The following is a 14,623-nucleotide window of genomic DNA, read 5'->3' as shown; positions in this document are numbered from 1 at the left end:
GCACCTCTGATCATATTTGGGGGTATTTTGGACTTTGATCAGATCTACAGCCCACTGAAGCCACTGAAGAGGAAAGGGTTCGCCTGCCGAGGGCGACACGGCGGCCGGGGCGCCCAACCCCACCCGGAGGGAGCAACGCGCCCCCTCCGTGTCCGCCAATCGCTGCACACGCCTTCACACCGACCGGTGTGACGCGCAACACTCGCAGGCGCATGAACGTTGCCGTCCAGGGCACAGCCCACGGAAGCGAGGTCACGTCATGTCCGTGCACGACGACCTGACTACGGTCCAGCGCTGCCTCGACGACCTCTCACGGTCCGTCGGTCGTCTGGAGCAGCAGCTCGGCAGCGGCGGCCTGGAGATGCGCCGCGTCCGCACCGACGCCGATCACCTGAGGGAGAGCGTCGCGCTGCTGCGCGAGGCCGCCTCGGGTCCGACGGCGCCCAAGAAGCCCCAGCTCGTCACGATCCCCGACACGCCGTACGACGATTCCCTGTGGATCGACACGGACGACGAGGGACTCGGCGCCCGGGACCGACACGCCCCCTGAGAACCCGAGAACCCGGAACCCACACCGACCGGAGTCCTGCATTGGCCACTGGTACGGAACCCCCATCAACCGAATCCCATCCCCCGGGCGGCGTACGCGGCGCGGGCCGCGCCGCGATCGCCGCCCCTCATCTGCGGACCGACCGCTGGTGGCTGGCCCCCGCCGTCACCGCCGCCGGTCTGCTGGCGTTCATCGCCTACTCGACCTGGCGGGCCTTCGCGAACGCCGACTACTACGCGGCGCCGTACGTCTCGCCGTTCTACTCGCCCTGCCTGGCGGAGAACTGCCGGCCCATGCACGCCGGCCCCAACGCGGAGATCTTCGGCGGCTGGTGGGGCATCTCCCCCGCGATCATCATCCTGATCTTCCCGCTCGGCTTCCGCCTGACCTGCTACTACTACCGCAAGGCCTACTACCGGGGCTTCTGGGCCTCGCCCCCGGCCTGCGCGGTGGCCGAGCCGCACAAGAAGTACACCGGTGAGACCCGCTTCCCGCTGATCCTGCAGAACATCCACCGGTACTTCTTCTACGCCGCGATCGTCGTCGCCGGGATCCTGACCTACGACACCGTGCTCGCCTTCCGCGACGAGCACTACGCCTGGGGCCACATGGGCCTGGGCACCCTGGTGTTCCTGGTCAACATCACGCTCATCTGGGCGTACACGCTCTCCTGCCACTCCTGCCGGCACATCGTCGGCGGCAAGCTGAAGCACTTCTCCCGGCATCCCGTGCGCTACAGGGCATGGCAGTTCGTCGGCAGGCTCAACGCCCGGCACATGCTGCTCGCCTGGGCGTCGCTCGTGAGCGTGGCGCTCGCCGACTTCTACGTGTACCTGGTCGCTTCCGGTGCTTTCGACGATCCGAGGTTTTTCTGATGTCCGTGGTGGAGCGGCAGGAATGGGACGTCGTCGTGGTCGGTGCCGGGGGCGCCGGTCTGCGCGCGGCCATCGAGGCCCGGGAGCGCGGCGCCCGCACGGCCGTGATCTGCAAGTCGCTGTTCGGCAAGGCGCACACCGTGATGGCCGAGGGCGGCATCGCGGCGGCGATGGCCAACGTCAACGAGCACGACAACTGGCAGGTCCACTTCCGCGACACCATGCGCGGCGGCAAGTTCCTCAACCAGTGGCGGATGGCCGAGCTGCACGCGCAGGAGGCCCCGGACCGGGTGTGGGAGCTGGAGACCTGGGGCGCGCTGTTCGACCGTACGAAGGACGGCCGGATCTCCCAGCGCAACTTCGGCGGCCACGAGTACCCGCGCCTGGCGCACGTCGGCGACCGCACCGGCCTGGAGCTGATCCGCACGCTCCAGCAGAAGATCGTCGCGCTCCAGCAGGAGGACCACCGCGAGACGGGCGACTACGAGTCCCGGCTGAAGGTCTTCCAGGAGTGCACGGTCACGCGCGTCCTGAAGGACGGTTCACGCGTGAGTGGTGTCTTCGCCTACGAACGCGAGACCGGCCGCTTCTTCGTCCTGGAAGCCCCCGCCGTGGTGATCGCGACCGGCGGTATCGGCAAGTCCTTCAAGGTCACGTCGAACTCGTGGGAGTACACGGGCGACGGCCACGCGCTGGCGCTGCTCGCGGGCGCGCCCCTGCTCAACATGGAGTTCGTGCAGTTCCACCCGACGGGCATGGTCTGGCCGCCGTCGGTGAAGGGGATCCTGGTCACCGAGTCCGTGCGCGGTGACGGCGGGGTGCTGCGCAACTCCGACGGCAAACGCTTCATGTTCGACTACGTCCCCGACGTCTTCAAGGAGAAGTACGCCGAGTCGGAGGAGGAGGGCGACCGCTGGTACGAGGACCCGGACAACAACCGGCGGCCCCCTGAGCTGCTCCCGCGCGACGAGGTGGCCCGCGCGATCAACTCCGAGGTGAAGGCGGGCCGGGGCTCCCCGCACGGCGGGGTCTTCCTGGACGTGTCGACGCGGATGCCCGCCGAGGTCATCAAGCGTCGGCTGCCGTCCATGTACCACCAGTTCAAGGAGCTGGCCGACGTCGACATCACGGCGGAGGCGATGGAGGTCGGGCCCACCTGCCACTACGTGATGGGCGGCATCGCGGTCGACTCCGACACGGCGGCGGCGCGCGGGGTGCCGGGACTGTTCGCGGCCGGTGAGGTGGCGGGCGGTATGCACGGCTCGAACCGCCTCGGCGGGAACTCGCTGTCCGACCTGCTGGTCTTCGGTCGCCGGGCCGGGCTGCACGCGGCCGAGTACGCGGCGGGCCTGGCGTTCGGGCGACCGCCCGTGGACGACGTACAGGTGGACGCGGCGGCGGCGGAGGCCCTGCGCCCCTTCTCGGCCGAGGCGGAGACCGGGGACGCGGAGCCGGCCGGCCCCGCGGAGAACCCGTACACCCTCCACCAGGAGCTCCAGCAGACCATGAACGACCTGGTCGGCATCATCCGCCGCGAGGGCGAGATGGAGCAGGCCCTGCGCAAGCTGGCCGAGCTTCGGGTACGGGCCCGGCGGGCCGGCGTCGAGGGCCACCGGCAGTTCAACCCCGGCTGGCACCTGGCTCTCGATCTGCGGAACATGCTGCTGGTCAGCGAGTGCGTGGCGCGGGCCGCGCTGGAGCGCACCGAGTCGCGCGGCGGCCACACCCGCGAGGACCACCCGACGATGGAGCGGAAGTGGCGCAACGCCAACCTGCTCTGCCGGCTCGCCGACCCGACGGGCGGACTCGCGGCCACCGACCCCGAGCGCGGCCAGATCCACCTCGTACGGGAGAACACCGACCCCATCCGCCCGGACCTGCTCGCCCTCTTCGAGAAGGAGGAGCTGGTCAAGTACCTCGCCGAAGAGGAGCTGTACGAGTGAGCAGCTACGAGGCCCGCTTCAAGGTGTGGCGGGGCGACACGCAGGGCGGCGGGCTGGAGGACTTCGCGGTCGAGGTGAACGACGGCGAGGTCGTCCTCGACATCATCCACCGCCTCCAGGCCACCCAGGCGCCCGATCTGGCCGTCCGCTGGAACTGCAAGGCGGGCAAGTGCGGTTCCTGCTCGGCGGAGATCAACGGGCGGCCGCGGCTGCTGTGCATGACGCGGATGTCCGTGTTCGACCGGACCGAGACGATCACCGTGACGCCGTTGCGTGCCTTCCCGGTCGTACGGGACCTGGTCACGGACGTCGGCTTCAACTACCAGAAGGCCAGGGAGGTTCCGGCGTTCGTGCCGCCCGAGGGCGTCGGTCCGGGCGAGTACCGGATGTTCCAGGAGGACGTGGACCGTCCGCAGGAGTTCCGCAAGTGCATCGAGTGCTTCCTGTGCCAGGACACCTGTCATGTGGTGCGCGACCACGAGGAGAACAAGACGGCGTTCGCCGGTCCGCGGTTCCTGATGCGGGTGGCCGAGCTGGACATGCATCCGCTGGACGCGGCCGAGGAGTCCGGCCTGGACCGGGGGCGCACGGCCCAGGACGACCACGGCCTCGGCTACTGCAACATCACCAAGTGCTGCACGGAGGTCTGCCCCGAGGGCATCAGGATCACGGACAACGCGCTGATCCCGCTGAAGGAGCGGGCGGTCGACCGCAAGTACGACCCGCTGGTGTGGCTGGGGTCGAGGATCAGGAGGCGGAGTTCGTAGGCGGAACGGGCGTGCGGCCGTGGCGCTGGGCGAGCAGTTGGAGGGCGAGCCCCCCGAAGTTCACGGCAATGCCGAGGAACGGAAGGTAGGGATGCCGGGTCGGCACGCCGCCCAGCGGGCCGAGGAACAGGAAGAAGGCCGTACCGAAGGCGATCAGCAGCAGGCCCGCGCCCCACAGCTTCGGCCGCAGGATCCGCTCCCGCCCGAGAGGCAGCGTCCAGCCTGTCGTGACGGCCACGACGCCCGCCGCCGCCACGGCCGTGGTGACGGCCACGGCGATACTCACCGCTATCCAGTGCATGGCGCTCATGGTCCCAAGATCTCCGGCACCCGCAAGAGATTTGACTCGGCGATGCCCCGCATCGGACCAGGCCTTGGGAAAGGTGACCGGGACGATCTCACCGGACCCACCCCTTTTCGTACGACGCCCAGTCGGTCTCCGTCGCCGTGAAGTCCACGTACGCCGCGACACCGAAGTTCTCGCGGTCGGCGTCGGTGCGGGACAGCCCGAGCCGTACGCCCCGTACGGCGGCGGCGACCGTCTCGGCGTGCGCCCAGTGCCCGAAACGGTTCTCCTTGTAGAACGGCAGCCCCATCAGCAGGTCGGTGCCGGGCGGGGTGACCTCCAGGGCGAGGGAGGTCTGCTGGGCGACATAGCCGCCGTAGGTGCTCTCCAGCGGCTGCATGGTGTCGTACGACATCACGGCGATCTGGTCGACGCGACGGGCCACCTGGCCGAAGAACCGCTGCGACCACCACTTGGGGTGGCCGGTGGTCGTGCCCCAGAAGGAGTGGAAGCCGGGAACGGGGTCGATCTGGTGGGCGGCGACGGAGAGTCGGGCGCCGCGCGAGCGGGTGACCTCGTGCAGGGTGTCGAGCAGGGCGAGGTAGTTCCGGTCGCCGGAGTGGAGGGGCTCCAGGTCGAAGTGGGCGCCCTCGAAGCCGACGGCGAGGATCTCGCGGGTCGACCGCACGACGGCGGCACGGGTCGCCGCCCGCTCCAGCCGCATCCCGTTCGGGCTCTCACTGGCGAGCCTGTCCCCCAGCCAGGCCTGGACCCGGATGCCGGGTGCCTCCCGGTGCACGGCGGCGATGAACCATTTCGCCCGCGGGTAGGCCGACGCGGGCAGCGTCCCGTCGTGTTCGAGAGGACCTGCGTGGACGTACAGATCGCGCATCCCGGTGTCCCGCAGCCGGTCGGCGAGCGCCTTGACGTCGGCGTCGTCCTTCCGCCCGTCGACCCAGGCGTGGCCCAGCCAGATGGCGTCCCTGTTCCGGGTACGGGTGCCGTCGGCGGGGTCGCCCAGGTAGTTGACGCCGAGGGCGATCTGGGAGGCGAGGATCGGGGTGAGGAGGAGAAGGACGAGGGCGAGGGCGAGACGGCGCCATCGTCGGCGGCGGGGCCGAGCGGGCCGCGGATCCCGCTGAGCCGGAGCGTCGGCTCCCGGCTCGCCTTCTCGCCGTGTTCCCTGCTGGGCTCCCTGCTGGGCTCCCTGCTCAGCCTCGGGATCCGGCTCCGCCCCCGCGTCCACGTCCGCGATCTTGCCGTTCTCCATCCCCGTTCCCCCTTCAGTGATGCCCTGCCCCAGCACCCCCGCCTCGGACGCATCCCGCTCGCGTCGCCGCATTCGCGGCCATACGCTCCGAAATGTGACGTCATCCATGTATCGGGGCCGGCCGCGGCGTGCCAGGTCGCACATATCCGTGCGGGTGACGCATGCCCTGGTGGGTGGTGCGGCCGGGGTGGTGTGGCTGGTGTTGCCTGCGATGACGTCCGTGAGCGACGCGCCGGTTGCGATCACGGCGCCCGCGCCCGCCGCGAGCGCCGCCGTGGCCCAGGAGGACGGGACCTCCGCGGCGGACCTGGTGCTGCCGCTGGTGGCGGTCGGCGCGGTGGGCGCGGTCGCCGGGTACGGGTACATACGCCGGGTGCGGCGGGCCCGCGAGCGGACGACGCCCGGAGGGGTGAGCGGCCCTCCGGCCGCGAGTGCGGCGCCGCCCCTCGCCGGACCGGACGCGGCGGCCTGCGAGGCGCTCGTCCACGCCGACGACCGGCTCCGCGCGGCCCGCGCCGAACTGGGCTTCGCGCGGGGACTCCTCGGGCCGCAGGCCGTCGTCCCGTTCGAGCGGGCGCTGCGCGACGCGGAGGGCGAACTGGCCGCCGCCTTCCGGATGCGGCAGCGGTACGACGAGGGCGTACCGGAGGAGGAAGCGGCCCGGCGGCACGCGCTCGCGGGGATGGTCGGGCGCTGCGAGGAGGCCGGGCGACGGCTGGACTCCGTGGCCGCCGACTTCGCGGAACTGCGGGACCCGGTGGGGACCCTGCCCTTCGCGGAGGCGCGCTTCCGGGAGCTGGCGGGCCGTACCGGCGTGGCTCAGGCCCTCCTCGCCGACCTCGCACGGCGCTACGCGCCCACCGCGACCACCTCCGTCGCCGGCAACGTCGAACAGGCCAAGGACCGGCTGCTGTTCGCCACCGCCCGGCTCAACCTGGCCCGCCAGGCGATCGATTCCGGCCAACCCGAGAACGCGGCCCGGCAGCTGCGCGCCGCCGAGGCCGCCGTGGCCCAGGCGTCCGTCTTCGTCGAGGGCGTCGGCCGCGTGGCCGCCGAACTGCGGGACGCCGAGGAGACGGTGCCGGCCGCGCTCACGGGCGCCGAGGCGGAACTTGCGACGATACGGCGGCACACGTTCCGGCGGGACGAGCCGCACCCCCGGCTCCTCAACGCCGACGCCGTCCTGGCCTCCGTACGCCAGGAGTTGACGTCGAAGCAGCCGTACGACCCGCTGGGCGTCCTGCGCCGGATCGTGCGGGCGACCGCGCCTCTCGCCTCGGGGCGGGCCGGAGTGCTGCCGGTCGCCGCGCTGTCCGTCGCCCGCGCCGCGACGGCGTCCGCGGACGACTTCGTCACGACGCACCGGGGCGCGGTGGGCGCCACGGCCCGCACCCGGCTCGCGGAGGCGCAACGGCTCCTCGCGACCGGGACCTCGGCCGACACCGAACACGCCGACGAACTCGCCCTGGAGGCACGGCAACTGGCCGAGCAGGACGTACGACTGCACGGGAACCCGGTGGGGCCCCGGCCCGCGACCGCCGACGCGGACGGGACCGTCGGTGCGGTCATCGGGGGGATCCTCCCGGGCGACGCCTCCGACGGCGGGCCCCCGCCCGGGGGATTCAGCGACTCCTGAGTCCAAGTGGGCTGAAATCGATCCCAGTTGTGGCGGATCGGTGACGATTCCAAGGCTCCGTCAATACCCTTTTGTATGATGATCCGATCTTGTCGTGAGTAATTCCGGCGGGACGAGACGGACACACGGGGGTGTGCGGGCATGATCAAGCCGGAGGAAATTCCTCAGTTCACCGGGAATCTGTTCCAACTGGAGCTGGATCACGCCGCGTTGAAGAAGGACGCGGGGAACGTCCGGACCACCGGCAGTGATGTGCACTCCCAGTTCCAGGGCCTGTCGGCGTTCTACCACGCGCCGGAGGCGGAGCAGCTGTTCGCGACGACGAAGCCGGTGCAGGACCGCGCGGACGATTTCGCGACGGACCTGGAGACGGTGTCCTCGGCGCTGTCCTCGTACGCCACCGAGATCCGTCCCCTCGTGTCGAAGCTGCTGGAGCTGAAGACGAAGGCGACGACGTTCGTGGCCTCGGTCAAGGACGACGACGAGTGGGAGTACGACGAGGACAAGGTCGACGAGCACAACCGGATCCGGGACGACATCACCGCCACCGTCGCGGCGTTCTGGGCGGCCGAGCGGACCTGCCACAACAAGATCACCGGGATCTGGGGCGGAACCCAGATGGTGGCCGGGGACGGCTCCGAGCGCACGGACCAGTACGGCTTCAACGCCGAGGACATGAAGAACGCGAAACTCCCCTGGGGTGACCCGGTGGAGGAGAAGCACCACTGGTACGAGGTCGGCCACTGGGTGAAGTCCTTCGTCTGGGACGGCCTGATCGTGGACGGCATCTGGGGCACCATCAAGGGCCTGGGCACGCTGGTCGGCTTCGGCGGCTGGGACGCGATGGGCCAGGCATGGAAGGGCCTGGCGCAGCTCGCGACCGGTCTGGTCATCTCCTCGATTCCGGGCGTGGGCACGGCGTTCTGGCTCCTGCCCGACGACAAGCTGCCCTCCTGGATCCGCGATTCGCGCACGGCGATGAAGGAGACCGGCAAGGCGCTGGTGGCGTGGGACGAGTGGGGCAAGAACCCCGGCCGCGCGGCCGGAGCGGTCACCTTCAACGTCCTGACCACCGTCTTCACCGGCGGCGCGGGCGGCGCGGCGGCGGGGGCCGGCAAGGCGGGCGCGGTGGCGAAGGTGCTGTCGGTGGCCGGCAAGGCGGGCAAGGTCATCGACCCGATGACCTACATCGCCAAGGGCGCGGGCGCCGGCCTGTCGAAGATCGGCGACATCACCAAGGCCCTCAAGGGCGTCGGGAACATCGAGATCCCGAAACTCCCGGAGAACGTGATCGAACTCCCGGAGGGCTCGGTCAAGCTCCCGGACGGCACGTTCCACCTGCCCGAGGGCGCGGCGATCCCGGAGGGCGCGACCAAGCTCCCCGACGGAAACTTCAAGCTGCCCGACCACACTCCCGCCCTGCCGGAGGGCTCGGTCAAGCTGCCCACGGACGCGGGCGCCCCGGCGCGCTACTACGACCCGCAGGGCAACCTCCTCGACGAGAACGGCTCCGTCATCAAGGAGGCCGCGGACGGCCCCGGCGACATCGTCGACCAGCCCGCCCCCCACACCCCCGCCTCCGGCGCGGACACCCCTCGCGTCGACTCCCAGGTCAAGGAACCGGCCCTGGTCGGCGCGGGCACCCACACCGCTGACAACGCCGCCCAGCACATCAACCTGGGCAACAGCCTCGACACCGACCTCGGCGACGTCGGCCGCGCAACCGACAACGCGACCACCACCCCGGTGGTCCACGCCGGCGACCACCTCCCCGGCGGCACCGCGGACCACCTCCCCGGCGGCGGAGTCGGCGACAACCTGCCGCGGAACAGCGTCGACACGCACACCCCGGTAGGCACCGGGGACAACGCGGTGCCGGGCACGTCGACGGGCGGCCACGCGCCCGGTGGTCACGCCACCGACACCGGCACACCGGGACACGCCGGCCACGACCTCCCGGGCAGCGGCGGCCACGACCTCCCCGGCCACGGCCCCGAGACGCCTCCCGGAGGCGGCCTGGACGATCTGGGCGGACTCGGCGACGACGCGGCCTCCGGCGCCGACGACGCCGCCCGGAGCGCGGACGACGCGGGCCATCACGCGGACGAGGCAGCACGGCACCGCGAGGAGTACGAGGCCGCCCGCGAGAAGCCGGCCGACGAGAGGACACCGGCGGAGCGGGCCGCCATCACCCGCGAGCACGTCCGGCTGGCCAACGAGGATCCGGTGTGGCGCGCGGAGCACTACGACAAGTGGGGCCCCGGCTACCGCAACGACGCCAATGCGATGGTCGACGGGCAACTCCTGCCGAAGCTGGTCGAGAAGCCGGGCGGCGGTTGGATGGCTGCCGACGACCTGCCGTACGCGAACCCGGAGAGGTTCCACTCCACTCCCCTGGACAGGGGTCGCGCCACGGTCCCCCCGGAGCATCTGGGTCACCTCGACGACGTTTCGGCCAAGCGCCTGGCAGGCATGGAACTGACCAACGCCGAGCGGGCCTACGAGGCCAATCCGACCGACGAGACCGCGAAGGCGCTCGCCGACGCGCAGGACCACTTCAACCAGACGGTCGGCGAGGGCGTCTCCAACAACAGCAAGCTCGGCGAGGCCCTCGGCGAGGAGGCCGCACGCCGACACATGCTGCTGCAGGAGGAGTTCAAGGGATCCCACGAGATCACCGACCTCCCCGAGACGCCCAACGGCTCCAAGAGGTTCGATCAGCTGTGGCGTGACAAGGACGGCAACCTGATCATCGTCGAGGCGAAGGGGCCCAACGCACGGCTCGACTGGCGCCAGGGCAATGGTGCGCAGGACAGCGGCACCATGGTGAAACAGGGAACCATCGAATACGTCCGCACCATCCTGGCCGACATGCAGGCTCGGGGCGCCTTCTCACCCAACGACGCCAAGTACGCCAGGGAGATCCGCAAGGCCATCAAGAACCAGACGCTGCAGTACGTCCTGGTCCAGGCCACCGAGAACACCGGTAAGTATGCTGGAGCCGAGCTCAAGCATTTCAAGCTTTTCTAAGGAGAAACGCGTTGGTCTCGATCATTCCCCGCAGCCCCTATCCCACGGAGAACGCGGAAGAAGGCCTCGCCGTGCTCCAGGAGAACGCGCAGGAACTGATCGACGATCTGGAGGCGGACTCGACCGATCTGGGTGACGCCCTGAGCACCTCGCTCATCCTGGCCGAGTCGCGCTTGCTGCTGGACCCCAGGGCATCGATCTTCCCCACCTGGGACGCGTGGGTGAACGCCATGCAGGTCGGCTCGGCCGTGTTCGCCGCCGCGACCACGACCGAGGACCATGTGCAGTGCCGTATCGCGCACAAGGACCGCACGCTGCAGGCCACGGGCCCCCAGTGGTACGTGACCCCGGGCAGCTGGCTCAGTGCCTTCTATCTGGCCGTGGTGTGCCGCGAGCGGGACAGGATCACCGCCCTGTGCCAGGTGCCCCTCTCCCTCCTGCGGGAGAACGGTTCGCATTTCGAGCCGTACCACTACGCCTGGGTCGAAGCCCTCCAGGCCTACTGGCTCGGCAGCCCCGACCTCGTCTCGAAGCTGGTGGCCGCGGTCGATGCCACCGACCCGGAGATCGTCTCCGACCCGGAGACGGTGGGCAAGCTGCTGTACCCGCCGATGGAGGTGCTCCACCGCCTGATCCGCGAGGACGAGGCCGCCTTCAACCGCGCGCTCGCCAACGCCGTCCAATGGCACAAGGAGTATTGGAGCGAGGAGAGCCGGTCCTTGCAGTCCTCGGGTCTCGTGGCCCTCGCTCCCCTCGCCCTTGCCTGCATCGCCCACGACATTGGCATCCCCATCGAGGTCGAGTCCGAGTACCTTCCCAGCGTTCTCATCGGACGCAACTGGTGCGGGGAGTTCCCCACCTGAGCCCGACCTGACCGTCAGAACAGGCTCAGCAACGCCTCCGCCGGATCCGTCAGCCCCGTCTCGCCGTCCGGCAGCGGGAGTTCGAACCACACCGTCTTGCCGCGCGGCGTACGGCGGGAGCCCCAGGCGGCGCTGAGCAGCCCCACCAGTTGCAGACCCCGTCCGCCCTCGTCGGTGTCGCGGGCGCGGCGGCGGCGTGGCTGGACCAGGCCGGCGTCCCAGACCTCGCAGACCAGGGTGCGATCGAGGAGCAGACGGAGCCTGATCTCGCCCTCGCCGTACCGCAGGGCGTTCGTGACCAGCTCGCTGACCAGCAACTCCGTGGTGTCGACGAGGGGTTCCAGGTCCCAGGAGAGAAGCCGGCCGCGCGCGTACTCCCGGGCCCGGCCCACGCTGCGCGGCTCGCGCGGCAGGGTCCAGTCGCCGACGGAGTCGGCGGGCAGTCCCTGTACACGTGCCATCAGCAGGGCGATGTCGTCCTCGCCGTGATGCGTGTCGAGGGTGTTGAGGACGTGGTCGCAGACGTCCTCCAGGGGGCTGGAGGGGTCCGTCAGCGCCCCTACGAAGGCCTGGAGGCCCTCGTCCAGGGGATGGTCGCGGGACTCGACCAGACCGTCCGTGTAGAGCGCGAGCAGCGCGCCCTCGGGGAGGTCGACCTCCACCTCCTCGAAGGGCTCCCCGCCCACGCCGAGCGGCATGCCCGGGGGGACGTCGAGCATCAGTGCCGGTTCGCCGGGTTCGACCAGCACGGGAGGCAGATGGCCCGCGTTGGCGAAGGTGCACCGCCGGGTGACGGAGTCGTAGACCGCGTAGACGCAGGTCGCCAGGTACACCTCGGAGAGGTCGGCCTCGCGGGGGCGGCGGGCGGCGCGCGTGGCCTGCTGGACGCCGCCGGGGGTGCCGAGTCCGCGCGCGATCTCGTCCAACGCGGAGAGGACTTCGGCCGGTTCGAGGTCGAGCAGGGCCAGGGTGCGGACAGCCGTGCGGAGTTCGCCCATCGCCACCGCGGCGCGCAGTCCTCGGCCCATCACGTCGCCCACCACCAACGCGGTGCGGTGGCCGGGCAGTTCGATGACGTCGAACCAGTCGCCGCCGACCTCGCTGGGGCGGTCGGTGGAGGCGTTGCCGGGCAGGTAGCGGCACGCGATGTCCAGGCCGGAGGCGACCGGGTCGCCGGGCGGCAGCAGGGACCGTTGCAGTATCAACGCCCGCTCGTGCTCCCGCCGGTACAGCCGCGCGTTGTCGATACAGACGGCCGCCCGGGCCGCCAACTCGACCGCCAGATCCCGGTCCCGGTCCCCGAACGGCTCGCTGCCCTTCGTACGCGAGAACTGCGCGAGGCCCACGACGGTGTCGTGGGCGACCATCGGGATGGCGAGCGTGGACTGCACGAGGCCGCCCTCCTCGCCGGGGATGGACTGGGGGCGGGCCGTGCGCAGGGCATCCGCGCAGGGCGAGTTGAACGGGAAGTGGTGGACGGCGCCGACCGCGACGGGGGCACCGGTGGCCGAGTAGGGGGCGTCGGAGACGGCGGAGGAGAAGGCGACCCTGCGCAGTTCGGCGCTGCCGTCGGCCAGGCCGGGCGGGGTCTCGTCGCCCGCGAGGAGCCCCTGGTAGAGGTCGACGGTGGCGAGGTCGCAGAAGCCGGGCACGACGACGTCGAGGAGTTCGCGCGCGGTCGTCTCCAGGTCGAGGGAGTTCCCTATGCGGGCGCCCGCCTCGTTCAGCAGGGCGAGATTGCGCCGTGCGGCGGCGGCCTCGCGGGCGGCGGCGCGACGGGCGGTGATGTCGGTGCCGAGCCAGGCGATGCCGATGGGGCGGCCGGTGCCGCTGTGCACGCGGTAGAGGTTGATGGACCAGTGCCGGCGTTCGTCGGAGCCCGGTACGAAGCCGGTGACGTGCATGTCCGTGATGGAGTCGCCGGTCTCCAGGACCCGGCGCAGGGTAGCGCTGACCCGGTCGGCCTCGGGCCGGGGCAGGTAGTCGTGGACGCCCTTGCCGCGGTGGTCGTCGGGGGTGCCGCCGAAGACGGAGGCGAACCGCTCGTTGGCGCGGCGGACCCGCAGGTCGGGGTCGATCAGCAGGAAGCCGAACGGCGATTGACCGAAAATCGCCTGCGAGGCGGCGAGGTCGGTCTCGATGCTGCGCAGGGTGCGGACGTCGACGACGATGCACACGGCCGCGTTCTCGCCCTCGAGGCTGCGCGTCGGCATGACGTACACCTCGGCGAGGCCCCTCTCGCCGCGCCCGCCGCCGGGCACCGGGTCCGGCATCCGGAAGGGGACCACGCCGGTCCACTCCCGCCCGTCGAGGATCTCGGCCATCTTGCGCTGGCCGCGCTCGCGCAGGTCCGGGTCGATGAACGCCTCGATGGGGTCCATGCCGACCGCCCGGTCTGCGGGGATGCCGAAAATCTGCTCGGCGCGCAGACTCCACTGGTCGACGAGCCCGTCGGGGCCGATCGAGAACGAGGCGACCTTGATGTAGTCGTAGATGGAGCCGGGCGGACTGCTCTGCCACATGGCGTCCTCGGCTGTCCCCTCGCCGTCCGCGAGACCGTCGTGCGCGGTGCCCCGGGCCTTCGCCGCGTCCGACGCGAGCGCACCCGCGATCCTGGCCCTCGCGCCGCCCGACGGGTCCTCGGACTCCGTGGCCTTCGCTGGTATCTCGCTCACGCGAACCGTCCCCTCCAGCTCACCGCGCCCGGCACCGGTCACCGGCGGCGGCTGCCCGCAGTATCCAGCACTACGGCGCCGCACGACACGGTGTTCACGATCACAGCACGGTCCAGGCGTTTTTTGGACCGTTCCGCGACAACACTTCCAGTCTTCTAACCAGCGAGCACACGGTCGAACCACACCTTCCGGGACCGGTCGCCGACCGGCACCGGACGGGTGACGGCGGAACGCCCGCTGTACACCGGGTCAACCGGGTACCGCGAGTTCGAACCAGACCGTCTTGCCGCTCTCGTCCGGCCGGGTGCCCCAGCGGCGGGAGGACGACGCCACGAGCTGCAGTCCGCGGCCGCTCTCGTCCTCGGGCCGGGCGGACCGCTCGCGGGGCGGGTCCGGCAGCGGGTCGGAGACCTCGACCAGCAGGACGCCCTCCAGACCGGCCGGGCGCACCAGCCGGACCCCGATCGGGCCGGTGGCGTGCCGCAGCGCGTTGGTCACCAGCTCGCTGACGAGGAGAGCGGCGATGTCCCCCAGACTGTCGAGGCCCCAGCCGCGCAGTTGGCTCCGGACGACGCGACGCGCGGTCCGCACCGCACCGGGGTCCGCCGGGAACGTCCACTCGGCACAGTCGCCTTCGGTGTCGATCACACCGATCACTTCCCAGACCAGCGAGTACACCCATGTCCGGTTTCGTGGGGTTAATGGGCCCATACCCGATATCCGGGAGC

11 protein-coding genes are annotated in these 14,623 nt (G+C 70.9%); 7 read left to right on the top strand and 4 right to left on the bottom strand.

Annotated elements, in window-relative coordinates; translation table 11 throughout:
- Window positions 1-259 precede the first annotated feature (259 nt).
- The 4 genes from ACIRF9_RS28615 to ACIRF9_RS28600 are packed head-to-tail and all read left to right on the top strand — an operon-like array spanning window position 260 to window position 4,135.
- Window positions 260-550 carry a hypothetical protein gene (locus ACIRF9_RS28615; RefSeq protein ID WP_403827857.1) on the top strand — a complete coding sequence of 97 codons (291 nt, stop codon included), beginning with the start codon at window positions 260-262 and terminating at the stop codon, window positions 548-550.
- Between the two features lie 41 nt (window positions 551-591).
- On the top strand, window positions 592-1,425 hold the full coding sequence (locus tag ACIRF9_RS28610) for a hypothetical protein (protein WP_403827855.1): 834 nt from the start codon (window positions 592-594) through the stop codon (window positions 1,423-1,425).
- Window positions 1,425-3,368, top strand: a complete 1,944-nt coding sequence (locus ACIRF9_RS28605) for a fumarate reductase/succinate dehydrogenase flavoprotein subunit (protein ID WP_403827853.1) — start codon at window positions 1,425-1,427, stop codon at window positions 3,366-3,368. Before ACIRF9_RS28610 ends, ACIRF9_RS28605 begins: the two co-directional genes overlap by 1 nt.
- Window positions 3,365-4,135: a succinate dehydrogenase/fumarate reductase iron-sulfur subunit gene (locus tag ACIRF9_RS28600; protein ID WP_403827851.1), complete on the top strand. Its 771-nt coding sequence runs from the start codon at window positions 3,365-3,367 to the stop codon at window positions 4,133-4,135. Before ACIRF9_RS28605 ends, ACIRF9_RS28600 begins: the two co-directional genes overlap by 4 nt.
- On the opposite strand, the gene ACIRF9_RS28595 is transcribed toward ACIRF9_RS28600, so the two are convergent.
- On the bottom strand, window positions 4,116-4,445 hold the full coding sequence (locus ACIRF9_RS28595) for a hypothetical protein (protein ID WP_403827849.1): 330 nt from the start codon (window positions 4,443-4,445) through the stop codon (window positions 4,116-4,118). The two genes, ACIRF9_RS28600 and ACIRF9_RS28595, sit on opposite strands and share 20 nt — an antisense overlap.
- Before the next feature lie 88 nt (window positions 4,446-4,533).
- Window positions 4,534-5,691 (bottom strand): hypothetical protein, encoded by a 1,158-nt coding sequence (locus ACIRF9_RS28590; protein WP_403827847.1) that lies wholly within the window; start codon window positions 5,689-5,691, stop codon window positions 4,534-4,536.
- 211 nt (window positions 5,692-5,902) lie between these two features.
- On the opposite strand from ACIRF9_RS28590, the gene ACIRF9_RS28585 reads away from it, so the two are divergent.
- From ACIRF9_RS28585 to ACIRF9_RS28575, 3 genes are all read left to right on the top strand, one after another.
- Entirely contained in the window at window positions 5,903-7,327 is a 1,425-nt protein-coding gene (locus ACIRF9_RS28585) for a hypothetical protein (protein WP_403828239.1), read from the top strand.
- 141 nt (window positions 7,328-7,468) lie between these two features.
- Window positions 7,469-10,357 (top strand): hypothetical protein, encoded by a 2,889-nt coding sequence (locus ACIRF9_RS28580; protein ID WP_403827845.1) that lies wholly within the window; start codon window positions 7,469-7,471, stop codon window positions 10,355-10,357.
- 11 nt (window positions 10,358-10,368) lie between these two features.
- Complete coding sequence (locus tag ACIRF9_RS28575) at window positions 10,369-11,220, top strand: immunity 49 family protein (protein ID WP_403827843.1); 852 nt, start codon at window positions 10,369-10,371, stop codon at window positions 11,218-11,220.
- 14 nt (window positions 11,221-11,234) lie between these two features.
- On the opposite strand, the gene ACIRF9_RS28570 is transcribed toward ACIRF9_RS28575, so the two are convergent.
- Both ACIRF9_RS28570 and ACIRF9_RS28565 read right to left on the bottom strand, forming a co-directional pair.
- A complete protein-coding gene (locus ACIRF9_RS28570; protein ID WP_403827841.1) occupies window positions 11,235-13,895 on the bottom strand; it encodes a SpoIIE family protein phosphatase in 2,661 nt (886 codons plus the stop codon).
- Window positions 13,896-14,144: 249 nt separating this feature from the next.
- A complete protein-coding gene (locus ACIRF9_RS28565) occupies window positions 14,145-14,573 on the bottom strand; it encodes an ATP-binding protein (RefSeq protein WP_403827839.1) in 429 nt (142 codons plus the stop codon).
- Between the last annotated feature and the right edge of the window lie 50 nt (window positions 14,574-14,623).

This window comes from Streptomyces sp. NPDC096132 (genome assembly GCF_044763345.1).
GTDB lineage: Bacteria > Actinomycetota > Actinomycetes > Streptomycetales > Streptomycetaceae > Streptomyces.
This window is presented reverse-complemented; position numbering and strand designations above follow the sequence as displayed.